The sequence below is a fragment of the Cohnella algarum genome (assembly GCF_016937515.1).
GTDB classification, from domain to species: Bacteria; Bacillota; Bacilli; order Paenibacillales; family Paenibacillaceae; genus Cohnella; species Cohnella algarum.
In genome coordinates, this window is the sequence record NZ_JAFHKM010000002.1 from 728,204 (window position 1) to 742,569 (window position 14,366).

Below are 14,366 nucleotides of genomic sequence, written 5' to 3' on the forward strand. Positions count from 1 at the left end.
TATGGTTTGTGGATTCCCCTAAACGAGCGGCCTGATTCATCCTGCCGCCTGTTCATGCTCCGGCGATTTCCCTTTACGAAGAAAAAGACCGAGTACAAACGCAACGAGGGCGATGAAGCCGCCGAAAATAAACGCATTGTTGATGCCCGCTGCGAGTCCGTTGGCAATTTCCGCTGGAGCCTGCGGATCGCTCGCCCCGCTCAAGTAATGCTTCTGTCCGCCCGACATAATACTGATGTACAGAGCTGTGCCGATTGCGCCGGACACCTGCTGCAGCGTATTCAAAATCGCTGTCCCGTGCAGTGCAGATGGTTTGGCAGTTGGTTGAGCCCGCTGTCTGTGCGGGCATCATGACTAGCGCTGAACCAGTCATTAGGGCGATGTGAACGACGACGAGGAACCCCGTGCTCGTCGTTTCATCGAATCGGGTGAATTGCCACAATGAGATGGCAACAATGGCCAGTCCGGGGATGATCGTTATGCGAGGTCCAAACTTATCAAACAGCTTGCCTGAGATCGGAGCCATGAGCCCGTTCACAAACCCTCCAGGAAGCAGGATCAAGCCTGATTTAAATGCCGTTACCATGAGTACACCTTGCATAAATATTGGAAGCATGATCGCCGACGAGAAAAATGTCATCATTAGCACAAACATAAGCACCACGATAAGCGCAAATGTCGGATACCGGAAAGCACGTAAATCCATAACAGGTTCCTTTAACAATAACTGTCTCCACACGAACAGCAACAAGGAAACACTGCCTGCAGCGATCGTCCAGACGACTGCTGGTTCCGACCAACCGCGTTCGCCGGCATTACTGAACCCATAAACGATTCCGCCGAAGCCGATTGTTGACAACACGATGGATAGGAGGTCCACTCGCGGTTTGGTGACTTTCGTCACATTCCTCAAGACAACGGCTCCTATAATAATGGAGAGCAGCGCAAACGGTAGTACAAGGTAAAATAGCCAGCGCCATGATAGTCCGTCAACGATTAATCCTAATATAGTTGGGCCAATTGCCGGGGCGAACATGACGACGAGCCCAAAAATACCCATTGCACCCCCGCGCTTTTCCGGCGGATAAATGGTCATGATAACGTTCATTACAAGCGGCATCAGCATGCCGGTTCCCATCGCTTGAATGATCCGCCCGACGAGCAGCACACCGAATTCCAGCGACACCGCCGAGGTCACCGAACCGACGAAGAACAAACTCATCGCCGACAGAAATATTTGCCGGGTCGTAAACCATTGCTGCAGGATTGCCGTTACCGGAACAAGCACGCCAACAACGAGCATATAGGCGGTGGAAAGCCACTGCCCCGTTGCAGCAGACACGCCAAACGATTTCATTAATTCGGGAAGGGCATTGCCCATTAAAGTCTCATTCAAACCGGCGACAAACATGCCGATAATCAGAGCAAACATGATTGGGCCGCGTTATGTTATTTAAGTCGATCATCCTTTTTTCCCCCAAGCTTCTGTATTCAGGTTACTGTTTATGACCGCGGCGACAAGTGCGCCCCTCGAAGCTGCAGCTATAGCCTGATGCATTTGCGATGCTGCATCTCCGGGACTGTATACACCCGGAACGTTCGTTTTTCCGAATTCATCGACAACGATCCCTCCCCATTCCGTGATCCCTCCGCAGTCCCGGAACGGCAAGCGATTGATCCTTCATGCCGACGGCAAACAATATTTTTTTGCTTGTAAAAGTTTGTCCTTTCTCAGTCTTAACTTGAAACTGGCCGTCGGTTCCCACAATCGACACCGCCGTATCCGCCACGAACGATACGGTGGGGTAGGCGCTGATCTCCTCTTTTGCAATTCACCGAAACTTACTGGGACTGATCCACATCGAGAAGCTTTTTATCCAACATAAAACCAAACCCCCATAGATCGATAATATCCATAATTAGATAACAAGAAGTGCATTACTTCTTGTTTACCTCGTGGCTGCAACGCTTGAACGCCTCATTCAATACCGACTGAATCGTATGTTCCTGCAAGTATTGGTGCAGATGCTGTTCCGCGCCGTTCATCACTTTTTCGACCAAACATTCGTTTTTTCTTGGACGTTTCTGATCCCGTTGTGCAGTCCCATCTTCCGCTAACAACCGATGTTGCCGCGAACTCGAATTCAAGCATTTAAATAACTGCTGTCTTCCTTCAATCACTTGAATCACATCCAGAAACGTAATCTGATCGGCCGGCCGTGCAAGCTCGTAACCACCGTTCACCCCCGGCATAGCACGTACGATTCCATCCTGCCTCAGCTTGGACATGATTTTGGATAAATAGCTTTCGGAAACATCAAGTGCCCCAGATAATTCCTTGATCCCGACGTTGTTGCAACGCTCCGAGTGTCCCAGGTGAATTAAGGCGTGTAGGGCATAATCTGTACTTTTGGAGAACTGCAAGTTTCCCATCTCTCTTCTCATCAATATCATTAATATAGACCTGCGTTATCCATAATAAACGATTCAAATCCAAATTGTAACGACATTCTTGATCCGAACTTCGCTTGTCATCAACTGTGTGCGGCTGTGAGCATACGGCGGGCGGAGATGAGCAGCCACGACACAACCGAAGCGGCAGCGTGCGCCTCCGGAGGAGGAGCGGTGAGCAAGGGTCTCCCTCGAAGCCGCCACGTCCTCCCGCTCGCCGCAATTACCGCCCGTGCACGATGACGCCCTTGGCGACGTTCAGCATCGGATAGGCCCCCATCACTTGGGGAACCTCGTCCAGCGCAAACCGGTGGCTGACCAGCCCTTCCACGTCCACGGCCTTGCCGCGGATGAGGGCGATCGCTTCCTCGTGGGTGAACGGGTTGACGAACGACCCCATAATGCGCAGCTCTTTCGAGAAGATCGCATAAGGCGAAACGGAAATTTCCGTTTCCGGCGACGACACGCCGAACAGCAGCACCTGCCCGCCCTTGCGGGCAACGGCGAACGCCAGCTCCATCGATTGGCGGCGTCCGACGCATTCGATGACGATGTCGGCCTTGCCGGCCCATGCCCGCACGGCCGCTTCGTCGTCCGCGCCCAGCGCCTCGAGCTGCCCGCGCTTGCCGGCCACGGGCTCGAAAACGGCGACGCGCGCGGCCTGCTTGCGAACCAGCTGCAGAAACAGCTGGCCGATAAAGCCGCCGCCGATGATGACCGCGGTGCTGACCGGCCGCACGTCAAGCTTCTTGTAGCCGTGCAGCACGCAGCCGAGCGGCTCCACCAGCGCGCCCTCGACGTCGCTGACCTCGTCGGGCAGCAAATAGCAGTTGGCGGCGGGAACGTCGCACAGCTCGCCCATGCCGCCGTCGCGGGTGACGCCGACCGCCTGCAGACGGTCGCACAAATGCGGCCGGCCGTTCCGGCAAAATTCGCAGGCCCCGCAATAAATGTTGGGATCGACCGACACCCGATCCCCGGCCTTGATGCCGACAACCCCGTCGCCGACTTCGATCACTTCCCCGGCCAGCTCGTGGCCGAGCACGATCGGCGGACGGACGGCCGCCGAACCCGGATGGCCGTGGTAAATGTGCTGGTCCGTGCCGCAAATGCCGCACGCCCGAACCGCGATCCGCACTTCGCCGTGCTTTAGCGCCGAAAGAGGCCGTCCAACCTCCACCGTCATGTCCTGTTTTCCCCTCAACACCGCTGCGCGCATGCTCTGAGCCTCCCCGGCTGCATTTCCCTGTATGCGATAGCGCCCTCCGGCCGGAAGCGCTTCAACGTTAAGCGTTAATCGTGCAATTCAACCGACTCTCGCTGCTTCCCGAACGCATCCAAATGGCATGGCAAATCCGCGCCAGTCGTTATGCGGCCATAGGAACGAAATTAGTATAGCACGATTTGCGGAGCCGCAATAGCAGGTTCACGTTCGCCGCGCCCCGGGGTCGCTCCTGCCGCTATACCCGTCATTCCTCGAACAATTCCTTCAGCACGGCGTCCCTGTTTTCGAGAAAACGTCTCGTAATGACATAATGCAGCGTGTCCTCGTAGCGGATTTCTTGAATCGGCAAAGCGTCGAAATCGAGAATTTGGGCGTTCGGATACCCGAGCAGGATGGGGGAATGCGTGGCGATGATGAATTGAGCCTCTTTCTCCAAATCCTTGATGATATGGAGAAGCGCGAGCTGCCGGGCCGGCGAGAGCGCCGCTTCGGGCTCGTCCAGCAGGTAGATCGCTTTTTTTCCGAATCGGTTGGCGAACAGCGAAAGGAACGCCTCGCCATGGGATTGTTCGTGCAGCGAACGTCCGCCGTAGTAGCCCAGGCTTTGCGGCATCGTATCGAGATGGGAGGCGAAATGGTAAAACGTCTCGGCCCGCATGAAAAAGCCGTTCGTCACCTTCGGCAGCCAGGAAAGCCGGATGTGCTCCCCGAGCGCCGAATGCGAGGCTTCCACCTCGTACGCGTTGTTTCTGCCGCCGCCGGCCGTGTTGAACCCGCATTGGTATGCGATCGCCTCGAGCAGCGTGGATTTTCCCGAGCCGTTCTCTCCGACGAAAAACGTCACGTTGGCGCGGAACGAAAGCGTTTCGAGAGCCTTCACGGCCGGTATGGTAAAAGGGTATTCGTCCCGGGAAAAGCGGTCGCTTCTCAGCAATTGCAAGCTCTTCAAGTACATCCGCGTCCCTCCGTTCCGCTCCGATCGGCGTTTTACTTGAAGATACGCGATCGCCGCGGAATTTTCAAGACCGCTTCCGCCTAGAACAAAATGACTCCGGCCGCCCCGGCCGCCAGCACGACCGCAAACGGCGACAGCTTGTACTTGATCATCGCCAGCAGGCTGCCGGCGGCGATGGCGAGGGTAAGAACGGTCGTCCAGGTGAAGACGGTGTCGCCCATGGCCGGAAATGCGAAATGAATCGCGGCGTAGGCGATCAGCCCGGCCACGATCGGCCGCAAGCCGTAGAAGGACGACTTCACCCATTTTTCCTCGCGGCGCCGGAACAAAAACGCCGAAACGAGCATGACGACGGCGAGCGAAGGCAGCACCATGCCCAGCGTCGCGAACGCCGCGCCCGCAAGTCCCGCCGTTTCGTAGCCGATCAGGGTGGCGCTGTTCGTGGCGATCGGTCCCGGCGCCATGCCGGCAAGCGAGACGGCCGTCTGATATTGCGCCTCGGTCAGCCATCCGTTCGCCGAAACCTCATGCTGAATAAGCGGAAGCACCGCGTACCCTCCGCCGAACGAAACGAGTCCGATTTTCAAAAAAACCGCGAACAATTCCCAAAGCATCCGTCATCCCGTCCTTCGTTCGTCTTGTCGTCAAATGTAGTATTCGGGATAGTAGAGTTCCGCCTTGCCGCCGTTCGGGCCGTTTTTCTCCGTTTTTACGTTCAAGCCGAGCCGTTCCTTTCCTTTGACGAGAAGGATGCCGACGACCAGCCCGGCGAGCACGATGTAAACGGGATTCAAATTCGTCGCGAGCAGGACGGTCAGCGCCGCGACCGACACGACGGCCGTCGAAACGTCGAACACGGACGACTTTGCCATCCGGTAGGCCGCGAGCAGCATCAACGCGATGACCGCGCCCTGCACGCCGGTCAAGGCGGCCCGGACTTTTTCCGAGTCCCGGAACCGGACATAAGCGAGGCTGAGCGCGAGAACGATAAGAAACGTCGGCAAGGCGATTCCCGCCACGGCCGCGATCGCTCCCGATATTCCCGCCTTTCGGTAGCCGACGAACGCCGCCGCGTTGACGCCGACGCCTCCCGGCGCGGAGCCGGCGAGCGAGACGAGATCGGCCAGTTCCTTTTCCTCGATCCAGCCTTTCTTGTGCGCCACTTCGCGTTCGATCAGCGGCATCATCGCATAGCCTCCCCCGAACGTCGCCGGGCCGATCCGCAAAAACGTCCAAAAAAGCTGTCCGATCATTCCGAGCCGTTCTTTCCCTTTCGATGTCATGATCGTCCGCCCCCTTGTACTTGTACCTCTATTGTAACATCTTAATTTCATTTTGGAATAAACTTTCGAAATAATTGGACGATCAAATGTATTTATAGCATTAATTTCGTTTCGTTTATAGATGATTAATTCCATTTTGAAATAAAATAGGCAAACCGATCGGAATTACGGGATGCAGGGGGGGCGGACTTCGGCTATAATAGAAAGAACATTTTTCATTCCCTATTACGGGCAAGCGAGGACTAGCGGTGGACAAACTCGAACGTCAGCTTCCGTCGGCGAAAAAGCTCGTGTACATGCAGATCGCCGCCAGCGAAACGATCTCCAAAGCCGAGCTCCTGGCCGCGAGCAAATTGACGAGCAGCACGCTAACGCGTTTATTGGACGAAATGGTGTCGGAGGGGCTTATTCGCGATTCCGGCCTTGGCCCGTCCAGCGGCGGAAGAAGGCCGATCCTGTATCAAATTCACCCCGATTACGGTTATTTGTTCGGGGTCGAGCTGTCGCGGATTCATTCGACGCTCGGCTTGTTTGATATGGAGATGAACCCCAAATCGCTCGTTCGCTGGCGGATGGACGAGGCGATGACGCCCGAACGGTTCGTCGAGCACGCGGCCGGCCTGATGAGAAACATTTTGAGGGATCATCAAATTCCGCCGGAGCGCATCCTCGGACTCGGCATCGGCGCCGTCGGTCCTTTGGACCGGAACGAGGGGCTCATTCTCGATCCGCTTTATTTTCCCGCGAAAGGCTGGACAAACGTTCCGATTTGCCGGATGTTCGAGGAGAAGACGGGGTTCCCGGCCACGCTTGAAAACGGCGCCAATACCGCGCTCATCGGCGAAATGTGGTCGATCCGCCACGAGCAAATCGAGCACGCCTTGTACGTGCATGCCGGCGCAAGCCTGCGTTCCGCCATGATGTCCCACGGCCACATCGTGCACGGAACGATCGACATGGAAGGCTCCATCGGCCAAATGATCATCCAGACGGACGGCCCCCGGCTCCATCCGGGCGGCAATTACGGGGCGTTGGAGGCTTATTCCTCCGTGCAGGCGCTGGTCAAGCAAGCCCAGGCCCATGCGAAAATAGGCGGCGGCCTCCCGACCGAGCGGTACCGGCTGCCGCCCGAGCAGATCAATTTCGACGTGCTGCTCGAAGCGCTGAACGACGGCGATCCGACCGTCCGGGAATGGTTCCGGCAGTCCGCCGTCTATTTCGGAGTCGGGCTTGCCAACATGATCAACCTGCTTCATCCGGAAAAAGTCATTTTGGGCGGGGCGCTCATCCATTCGAATTCGCTGTACTTCGACACCGCGGCCGAAACGGCTCGCAAGCACACTTATTATTATCCCGCTTACGAGCCGCAATTCTCCAGAAGCCGGCTGAAGGAGGACGCCGTCGTCACCGGAGCGGCGCTTGTCGTGCGAAACCGCTTGATTTTATAGCCTGGCGGCGCGAAACAAGCGTTTGCGCAGCGCCGATGCCAACTGCGTGCGGCTGTATGCGTTTGGCGGGTTGAGATGGGTAATATTTACCCAACTGGGCCCGGCCTTAGGCGTTTAGACGGGTCAGATGGGTAATATTTACCCAATTAGGCCTGGGCATAGGCGTTTAGCCGGTTCAGATGGGTAATATTTACTCACTGGCCCGGCCTTAGGCGTTTAGACGGGTCAGATGGGTAATATTTACCCAATTAGTCCCGGGCGTAAGCGTTTCACCGGTTCAGATGGGTAATATTTACCCAATTAGGCCCGGGCATAGGCGTTTCACCGGTTCAGATGAGTAATATTTACTCAATTGGCGCGGCCTTAGGCGTTTAGCCGGTTCAGATGGGTAATATTTACCCAAATTAGGCCCGGGCATAGGCGTTTAGCCGGTTCAGATGGGTAATATTTACCCAATTAGGCCTGGGCATAGGCGTTTAGCCGGTTCAGATGGGTAATATTTACTCACTGGCCCGGCCTTAGGCGTTTAGACGGGTCAGATGGGTAATTCACCCAACTGGGCCCGGACAAAGGCAAAGGCAAGGGACCGCGCCGTCGTCCGCCGACGGGCAGTCCCTTCCCTATTCGGCCATGCCGCGGGATGCGTAAACGAAGTAAAGCAGAAACGCCAAGCCCGCGAAGCCGATGAATCCGAAGCCGCCGAAAATGTCCAGCCTGGAGGAAAAATAGCCGAAGCCGACGCCCAGCAGCGTAAGCGCCACATTTTCCCCGAGCGATTGAAAGGACCCGATCGTCGCCCGCATCGAGGAGTCGATCCGATGCTGCAAATAACCGGAGGCGAGCGGCTCGAGGACCCCCGAAGCCAGACAGGCCAGAAACAGCGCCGCCAGTCCGGCCCATCCTTTCAGGAACGCGAGGCCGACAAGGCCGGCCGCGATGGCCGCGGTCGCGCCGGCAAGCAAGCTTCGGTAACCGAACCGGGCTTTCAGCCGGTACGCGAGCAGGTTGCCGGGCAGCCGCAGCAGAAAAATCGCCGCCGAGAACAAGCCGAAATAAAACACCGGGATCCCGATTCGATCGAGATAGGTCTGCCAAAATTCGTCGACAAAATGGATGGCCGCCCCGGCGATCATCCCCGTCAGCACGACGGGGCGAACGGACGGATGGCGGCGGAAGAAGCGAACCGAAGCGGACAAATAGGCGCGAATCGGGATCGGCTGCGTTTCGTCGTCCGGATTCCCGCTTCTTGCGGGTTCCTTCAGGGAAAGCGTCAACGCCAGCGCAACCAGCATGCTCAGCAAGGACAGCCAGTAGTTGAAGGAAAAGCCGAACCGGCCGGCCAGCAAACTTCCGCACAGCGCGGCGACGATGGTCGAAACGATGTCGATCGCGTTCAGGCGGCCGGCTATCTTTTCGAACAGCGTTTCCTTCCCGCCGGAAAGCAGCGAATCGTACAACAGCGCATCCTCGGCTCCGCTGCTCGCCGAACTTCCTACGGCTGCAAGCAGCACAACGGCCGCGAAATGCCAAAACTCCGTCGCGAACAACAAAATCGAAAATTCGCAGCAGCCCATCACGGCGGACACGATCAGCATGCGTTTTCGGCCCCACCGATCGGCGATCATGCCGGTAGGCACCTCAAGCAAAACGATCGCGGCTGCGAAAATCATTTCCGTATACACGACCATTTCGACGGTCATGCCCCGCTCTTCCCAAAACAGGCGTTCGATGACATAAGCGGGAATCAGATTGTAAAAAAAGCGAATGGCGTACAGCTTCCGAACGTTTGGCATCGCGCGTATTTCCTCCCCTGATTCGATTGAACGCGTTCAACCGATTCGGGGGCGCTCGCGAACGAAACGCCGCTGCCGCTAACGGGATTAACGATTAGCAGGGAGGTCTTGCGAACGTCATTAAATCGTCTCCTTTTCGGGCTTTGCTTCCATTATACTTTAATTTAGGGAGTTCGCACTTCGAATATCAAGGCTCCGCCGCCTGCGGCGTTCCGATCGAGCTGATCGGGTGGAGCTTCCCTTTATAGGCGAACGACGCATGCCCGGTCTCTTCCGAAACGACAAGGACAAGCGCGTCGGTCCGCTCCGTCAGCCCGATCGCCGCGCGGTGGCGCGTGCCGACTTTTCGGCCTTCGATCGCCGCGGCGGAAATTGGCAATACATTGGCCGCCGAAACGATATGGTCGGACCGGATGAGGACGGCGCCGTCGTGAAGCGGATTTCCCGGATAAAAAATCGCCTCGAGCAAAGAAGAGCTGAGCGAAGCCCGGACGGGAATGCCGGAGTGGAGCAGCGCATCGAGCGGATCGTTGCGCTGGATGACGATCAGCGCGCCGTGACGGCGCTCCATCAAATGCCGGACGCAAACGGACAAGTCCAAATACTGCGACGTGAACGAAGACAAGTAGCACTGCAAATAAAAAGAGGCGGCTAACGACTCCACCTGCTTGAACGAATCGCCGATATGCTCGAAGTCGCTCAGCAAACAATGGTTTTCGTTTTCGATCATGTCCAGGCTGCGCCGAATTTCATGCGCAATCGTGTTCAATCGCTGTTTCAGCAGTTCTTTCAACGGGGTTTCGTCGCACGTTCGCCTTTCCATTCCAGCCACCTCGAAACGATTCCGATCCAAATTCCGGATTTCCGTTTAGTATGCGCTCCCGCCGTCCGTCTTCATACGCAAAGCGGACCGCATCGCCCCCGGCGAGCGGCCCGCCCTCGGTCGGGTTATACGGCCAAGCCGGAATCGGCCGCCTCGCCATCAAGCCTGCGTTCGAACGCGAGAAGCGCGCCGTACCAAGCGAAATGGAGGTAGAACGCGGCCAGGATCCCCATGGCGAGCCAATTCGGCGCGAAAAACATGACGAACATTCCGACGAACAGAATCAAAGTCAAAGCCGCCGGACCGCGGGGTATTCCTTTTCCGTAATAAAAAGCCAGCCCCGTCAAAAGCGTCCCGAGCATCAGGCTCGGTCCGGACAGCCCCATGAAGAGTGTGCCCGGCATGCCCATTTGGACGTTCATGACGAATTCGTTCGCTTCGTTCAGCTTTTCCTCGGTATCGATATCGCCGAACAGCACCGGATAATCGAACATTTGCAGAACGGAGTGAGCGCTGTCGAAATAGAAAGATAAAAACAAAAGCACGTAACCGATCCAGCCCCACCATTTGATTCCGCTCGCTTGGCGGAGAAACATCCCGGTCAAACCGACGAGCAGCATGGGGATCCCGATATAGAGCGCTACGTGCGTCCATACGGCGGTCGGCAAGAACGTATCGAGTTCGTCCAAACCGGCGGGAATATCCTCTACATGGAGCACCATGACCACCGCTCCGATGACGGCGCCCAACATCGCCATCCACCCGCTAAAACGATAAAAACGCTGAAGTCCTAGCAACATCTTCTTTTCGCTCCCATTCCAAATTTCGGCTCGCGCCGTTTACGCCCCTAATCGTAGAGCCGCCCGCGTCCCGGCGGCAAGGGCATAATTCCCGGAGGGGCCGGGAATTGCGAGCCGCGAATTCCCGGCCGGCGGGACGCGGCCCATGATATACTGGACACGTCAGACTATAGATTCGGAAGGAAGAGCGGGATGCGCCTTTTGAACAATCGCATGTTGCGGATCGCGGCGGGCGCCGGGCTTCACGCGCTTTGGTGGGCGGCAGCGTCCGCTTCGGTTATCGTGGCGGTTTTCAGCCACTTTCTGGGGGTGGGCGTGTACGACGTTCCGTGCGGCGGAGCCGATTGCCGCAGCTTTCTCCAGTTGACGGAGGCTCAATTCGGCCACCTGCAGACGATCGGCGTAACGCCGGAGGCCTACGGCGGATTCATGGTCAGCCTGCTGACGATTCAAAACCTGTCGGCGCTGGCGATCGGATTTCTCGTCTATCGGTACGGCTGGAGAGATCCTTACAGCATCGTCGCCTCCCTGTTGATCCTGGTCGCCGGAACGATTTTCAGCACGGACGACACCCTGCTGAGTCCCTTCCAGTACCGGCTGTTTCGGATATTGGACGACTTCGGCTCCATGTATTTGTTCTTTTATTTTCTGTTCCCGGACGGCAGGTTCGCGCCCAAGTGGACGATCGTTCCCGCCGTCGCCTGGCTGATTCCGATGGGGGCGCATCTCTGGTTCGCCCCGGGAACGCCCCTGGACCATATGACCTGGCCGCCCGAGCTTCGAGGCGGGTACATGCTGTTCATGCACGGCCTCGTCATTGTCGCCCAGCTGTGCCGTTACAGGCAAAGCGCGTCGCCGGAGCGCAAGCGGATCGTTCGCTGGTTCATCGTCGGCATGAGCGCTTACTTGCTGGGCGGGGCGATCGGCCTTATGGCCCCGTTTGCCGACAACGGGATCTACCGGATGGCGACGATCACGCTGTTCTACGGAGGGCTTCTGATTTTGCCGTTTTCGATGGGCATGGCCGTGCTGGAATACCGGCTGCGCGGCATGGCCGTCGCGTTTAACCGGACGATCGTATACGCGGTGCTGTCCTTGATGATCGTCCTCGTCTACGTCGTGGTCGTCGGCCTGTTCGGCCTGCTGTTGCACGGACAGGTGACCTCTATGCTTGCGCTGCTGGCGACCGGGTTGATCGCGCTGCTGGGACAGCCTGTCCGGCTGCGGGTTCAACAGGCAGTCAATCATCTCGTGTTCGGCGTGCGCGAGGATCCGTACACCCTACTTTCCGGGCTCGTTCAGCGGCTAGAAGGGGCGCTCACGCATAAATCGCTGCTCATGTTCGTCACCGAGAAAGTCGCCCTGGCTTTGCGATTGCCTTACGCGGCGATCGAAGTGCGGCGGGACGGCGGGACCGAAATCGTGGCCGTCTACGGAAGCGCCCCGGAACGGAGTACCCGGATTCCGCTGACGGTGCAGGGCGAAGAAGTCGGCTGGCTGGCGCTGGGCATCGAGCGGGCGGCCGACCTGGTGCCGCCGGGAAAACGAAGCCTGCTGGACGACTTGGTTCGCCAGGTCAGCATCGCCGTGCAGGCGGAACGGCTGACCGAAGAGCTGCACCGTTCGCGGGAGCGGCTCGTCGGAGCGCGCGAAGAAGAGCGCAGGCGGCTGCGCCGGGATCTGCACGACGGTCTGGGCTCGAGCCTCGCAAGCATGATGCTGCGGCTCGATCAGGTCGCGCTGCTGCAGGATGCCGATACGGACAAGGCAGCCTCCCTCCTTCGGGAGATTCAAGCCCAGCTTCGCGAAGCCATCGCCGAGATTCGCCGGCTGGTTTATGCGCTGCGTCCCCCTTCTCTCGACGAATTCGGGCTTTTGTTCGCGCTGCGGGAGCTGACGCTGCAATTCGAGAACAGCGGGCTGCGCATTTCGATGGAGGGACCGGAGCGGCTGCCGCGGCTGAACGCCGCCATCGAGGTCGCCTTGTACCGAATCGCGCAAGAGGCGCTGACGAACGTCGCTCGCCACGCGCAGGCAAGCTCCTGCCGCATCCTGCTGGAGACGGAGGAAACGACGTTGAGGCTGGAAGTCCGCGACGACGGGAGCGGGATGCCGGTCTCGGTCAGGCCGGGCATCGGCATGCGGTCGATGAAGGAGCGCGCCGAAGAAGTCGGCGGAACGTGCCGTTTTCGTTCGGAACCGGGAGCCGGGACTACGGTGACGGCGATTTTACCTTTGGAGCTTGGAGGATGGACGAATGAATTGGAACGATGGGGAAAAGCTGCGGATCATGCTGGCTGACGATCACCCGATGTTTCGCGAGGGATTAACGGCGTCGCTGGGCTCGGTGCCGGAATTCGAGGTGGTGGGGGAAGCTTCGGGAGGCGAGGAAGCGGTTCGGCTCGCCCAGCAGCTTCAGCCCGATATAATCCTGATGGACATCAACATGCCGGGAAAAAACGGGATCGAGGCGACCCGGGATATCGTCTGGCACAGCCCCCATATCGGGATTCTGATTTTGACGATGTTCGACGATGACGCGTCCGTGTTTTCGGCTATGCGCGCCGGAGCCCGCGGCTATCTCCTCAAAGGAGCGAACAAGCAGGAAATCGTCCGGGCGCTCCAGGCGGTCGGGAGCGGGGAAGCCATCTTCAGCGCCTCGATCGCGCGGAGAATGATGTTTTATTTCGACGCGCTGACGAATAAGCCGGCCGAGCCTCTGTTTCCGGAGCTGTCGGACCGGGAGCGCGAAGTGCTGGAATGGATCGCGAAAGGACACGACAACGCGTTCATCGCGCGGAAGCTCGGCCTGTCGCTCAAGACGGTGCGCAACCACGTTTCGAACATCCTGAACAAGCTGCAGGTCGTCGATCGCGCGCAGGCCATTCTCATGGCGCGCGAAGCCGGGCTCGGCCAGCCTTAGGGCGGCCGGGCTCTTTTTATTCGTTTCGATCTATCCACGCATCCCGTGCGGGATGCGACGAGCGGGACGCCGGCGCCGCCGATCTGATGATATTATTTCAATCCACGCATCCCGCACGGGATGCGACATACCATCATCTGGAGTAGTATCGGACGGAAAGATTTCAATCCACGCATCCCGCACGGGATGCGACCAACGGACGCGGCCAATATATACCGGGTTTCGAAATTTCAATCCACGCATCCCGCACGGGATGCGACGACTTTCGGCGGCTCGTAGGGGCAGTACATTTTCATATTTCAATCCACGCATCCCGCACGGGATGCGACGGCCACCTCCGTAAGGAGGCTTGGGCTGGACTTGCGATTTCAATCCACGCATCCCGCACGGGATGCGACCCGCTTGCGGCCGTCCCAAACCCTTTCAGGCTGCTGATTTCAATCCACGCATCCCGCACGGGATGCGACTCGGGACGATGCGGACGAAATTATTGGATGGTGATTTCAATCCACGCATCCCGCACGGGATGCGACGCCTACGTACCGACGCTGGACGAAACGCTATCGGGATATTTCAATCCACGCATCCCGCACGGGATGCGACATAAACTTTTCTGCTCGCGAGGGGAAGGTGCGGAATTTCAATCCACGCATCCCGCACGGGAT

General features: G+C 57.9%; 12 protein-coding genes, 1 pseudogene and 1 CRISPR repeat array (1 of these 14 cut by a window edge). Of the genes and pseudogenes, 3 read left to right on the forward strand and 10 right to left on the reverse strand.

From position 1 onward, the window contains the following. Nucleotides 1–36: 36 nt before the first annotated feature. The 7 genes and pseudogenes from JW799_RS03395 to JW799_RS03425 all read right to left on the reverse strand — a co-directional run bounded on the left by JW799_RS03395 (nt 37) and on the right by JW799_RS03425 (nt 5,914). A pseudogene (locus tag JW799_RS03395) lies at nt 37–1,432 on the reverse strand (MDR family MFS transporter). 30 nt (nt 1,433–1,462) lie between these two features. Then, on the reverse strand, nt 1,463–1,669 hold the full coding sequence (locus tag JW799_RS30390) for an FAD-dependent oxidoreductase (protein WP_425430070.1): 207 nt from the start codon (nt 1,667–1,669) through the stop codon (nt 1,463–1,465). A 269-nt stretch (nt 1,670–1,938) separates the two neighbouring features. After that, on the reverse strand, nt 1,939–2,424 hold the full coding sequence (locus JW799_RS03405) for an RrF2 family transcriptional regulator (RefSeq protein ID WP_080840826.1): 486 nt from the start codon (nt 2,422–2,424) through the stop codon (nt 1,939–1,941). Nucleotides 2,425–2,674: 250 nt separating this feature from the next. Beyond that, a complete protein-coding gene (locus JW799_RS03410) occupies nt 2,675–3,670 on the reverse strand; it encodes a zinc-dependent alcohol dehydrogenase family protein (protein WP_205428673.1) in 996 nt (331 codons plus the stop codon). A gap of 250 nt (nt 3,671–3,920) precedes the next feature. After that, a complete protein-coding gene (locus tag JW799_RS03415; protein ID WP_205428674.1) occupies nt 3,921–4,631 on the reverse strand; it encodes an AAA family ATPase in 711 nt (236 codons plus the stop codon). A gap of 80 nt (nt 4,632–4,711) precedes the next feature. Then, nucleotides 4,712–5,245: a chromate transporter gene (locus tag JW799_RS03420; RefSeq protein WP_205428675.1), complete on the reverse strand. Its 534-nt coding sequence runs from the start codon at nt 5,243–5,245 to the stop codon at nt 4,712–4,714. 30 nt (nt 5,246–5,275) lie between these two features. Continuing rightward, on the reverse strand, nt 5,276–5,914 hold the full coding sequence (locus JW799_RS03425) for a chromate transporter (RefSeq protein WP_205428677.1): 639 nt from the start codon (nt 5,912–5,914) through the stop codon (nt 5,276–5,278). Between the two features lie 248 nt (nt 5,915–6,162). On the opposite strand from JW799_RS03425, the gene JW799_RS03430 reads away from it, so the two are divergent. Beyond that, nucleotides 6,163–7,362 carry an ROK family transcriptional regulator gene (locus JW799_RS03430; protein ID WP_245809730.1) on the forward strand — a complete coding sequence of 400 codons (1,200 nt, stop codon included), beginning with the start codon at nt 6,163–6,165 and terminating at the stop codon, nt 7,360–7,362. A 620-nt stretch (nt 7,363–7,982) separates the two neighbouring features. Here the strand turns inward: JW799_RS03430 and JW799_RS03435 are convergent. From JW799_RS03435 to JW799_RS03445, 3 genes are all read right to left on the reverse strand, one after another. After that, a complete protein-coding gene (locus JW799_RS03435; RefSeq protein ID WP_205428679.1) occupies nt 7,983–9,155 on the reverse strand; it encodes an MFS transporter in 1,173 nt (390 codons plus the stop codon). Nucleotides 9,156–9,342: 187 nt separating this feature from the next. Then, nucleotides 9,343–9,978, reverse strand: a complete 636-nt coding sequence (cdaS, locus tag JW799_RS03440; protein ID WP_080835822.1) for a sporulation-specific diadenylate cyclase CdaS — start codon at nt 9,976–9,978, stop codon at nt 9,343–9,345. 125 nt (nt 9,979–10,103) lie between these two features. Then, nucleotides 10,104–10,778, reverse strand: coding sequence for a hypothetical protein (locus JW799_RS03445; RefSeq protein WP_080835821.1), 675 nt, complete (start codon nt 10,776–10,778; stop codon nt 10,104–10,106). 201 nt (nt 10,779–10,979) lie between these two features. On the opposite strand from JW799_RS03445, the gene JW799_RS03450 reads away from it, so the two are divergent. Then, nucleotides 10,980–13,079 (forward strand): sensor histidine kinase, encoded by a 2,100-nt coding sequence (locus tag JW799_RS03450; RefSeq protein WP_205428681.1) that lies wholly within the window; start codon nt 10,980–10,982, stop codon nt 13,077–13,079. After that, the gene (locus JW799_RS03455; RefSeq protein WP_176220759.1) at nt 13,036–13,701 is read left to right on the forward strand and encodes a response regulator; all 666 of its coding nucleotides are present in this window, start codon (nt 13,036–13,038) and stop codon (nt 13,699–13,701) included. Before JW799_RS03450 ends, JW799_RS03455 begins: the two co-directional genes overlap by 44 nt. A gap of 26 nt (nt 13,702–13,727) precedes the next feature. Then, nucleotides 13,728–14,366: direct repeats of the CRISPR family, unit length 33 nt; unit sequence ATTTCAATCCACGCATCCCGCACGGGATGCGAC (it continues 5 nt past the right edge of the window).

What these genes read in the sequence shown, in the direction of transcription:
- JW799_RS03410 (WP_205428673.1), bottom strand. Translation starts at nt 3,670, where the DNA reads ATGCGCGCAGCGGTGTTGAGGGGAAAACAGGACATGACGGTGGAGGTT.
- JW799_RS03415 (WP_205428674.1), bottom strand. Translation starts at nt 4,631, where the DNA reads ATGTACTTGAAGAGCTTGCAATTGCTGAGAAGCGACCGCTTTTCCCGG.
- JW799_RS03420 (WP_205428675.1), bottom strand. Translation starts at nt 5,245, where the DNA reads ATGCTTTGGGAATTGTTCGCGGTTTTTTTGAAAATCGGACTCGTTTCG.
- JW799_RS03425 (WP_205428677.1), bottom strand. Translation starts at nt 5,914, where the DNA reads ATGACATCGAAAGGGAAAGAACGGCTCGGAATGATCGGACAGCTTTTT.
- JW799_RS03435 (WP_205428679.1), bottom strand. Translation starts at nt 9,155, where the DNA reads ATGCCAAACGTTCGGAAGCTGTACGCCATTCGCTTTTTTTACAATCTG.
- cdaS (WP_080835822.1), bottom strand. Translation starts at nt 9,978, where the DNA reads ATGGAAAGGCGAACGTGCGACGAAACCCCGTTGAAAGAACTGCTGAAA.
- JW799_RS03445 (WP_080835821.1), bottom strand. Translation starts at nt 10,778, where the DNA reads ATGTTGCTAGGACTTCAGCGTTTTTATCGTTTTAGCGGGTGGATGGCG.
- JW799_RS03455 (WP_176220759.1), top strand. Translation starts at nt 13,036, where the DNA reads ATGAATTGGAACGATGGGGAAAAGCTGCGGATCATGCTGGCTGACGAT.